At 51.3% G+C, this 721-nt stretch carries 2 protein-coding genes; both read right to left on the bottom strand.

Going from position 1 to position 721, the window contains the following annotated elements:
• Positions 1 to 321 precede the first annotated feature (321 nt).
• Positions 322 to 531: a hypothetical protein gene (locus tag ACESY8_RS19705; RefSeq protein WP_498794972.1), complete on the bottom strand. Its 210-nt coding sequence runs from the start codon at positions 529 to 531 to the stop codon at positions 322 to 324.
• Positions 509 to 721, bottom strand: a 213-nt coding sequence (locus ACESY8_RS19700) for a hypothetical protein (RefSeq protein WP_498794971.1), incomplete at its 5' end; no start/stop codon positions are given. The genes ACESY8_RS19705 and ACESY8_RS19700, both read right to left, overlap by 23 nt.

Below are 721 nucleotides of genomic sequence, written 5' to 3'. Positions count from 1 at the left end.
GCTTCCGTCTAAAAACTTATATCTGTCAGACGCGTCCCATCTCCCGTGCCTCACCTCCGCAACGTCGGCGGCGGGGATACGAGTTATCACATCATTGGCACACTGGCAATACCCCAATGCCCTTATCAGCGCGTTCAGCGCAGTTACCCTCTCGATGTACTCCTTCATTCGTGCTCCTTCTTGTAAAGTTTGTCATAGAACGTCTTTATACATTCATTACTACACAGGGGACTTTCTACGCAATATTCAACATATTTCGTCATTTTTCCACAAATAGCACATGGGCGTTGCTCATTTGCTTCAATGCAACAATCCGGTGTTTTAGCCATCCTGCTCCCTCCGTAGTGCGGCCCGCAGCTTCTCGTTTTCGGCCTGGAGCGTGGAGAGGGTGCTCCGAACTTTCTCCAACACGGTCCTCATGTTCTGGATTGTATAATCGTCCCAGCTGGTTATCCAGCTCAGGAACAGGGCCTCTCTCTCCGTCAACTCTACACCCCGGAAAATGTCCTCAAATTCCGCTGGGATTTTCATTATTTTTTCCCCTTTCCGGCGGCCCATCCCAGGCCGTCCAGTATTGTCCGTACAGATCCATAGAAAACGGCTTGATGTGCTTGCAGTACAGATACCCATCCCTGCACCCCTCTGCAATCTCCAGGCCGCCCCATTGGAGCTGAGCTATCCCTGCTCCCTCAATGTAGATTGGGGTCTCCTGGGTGATGGA

It is taken from the genome of Clostridium sp. ATCC BAA-442 (assembly GCF_964239415.1).
GTDB lineage: Bacteria > Bacillota > Clostridia > Oscillospirales > Oscillospiraceae > Flavonifractor > Flavonifractor plautii.
The sequence above is the reverse complement of the archived record's forward strand: the minus strand, read 5'-3'. Positions and strand labels throughout refer to the sequence as shown.

What these genes read in the sequence shown, in the direction of transcription:
- ACESY8_RS19705 (WP_498794972.1), bottom strand. Translation starts at nt 531, where the DNA reads ATGAAAATCCCAGCGGAATTTGAGGACATTTTCCGGGGTGTAGAGTTG.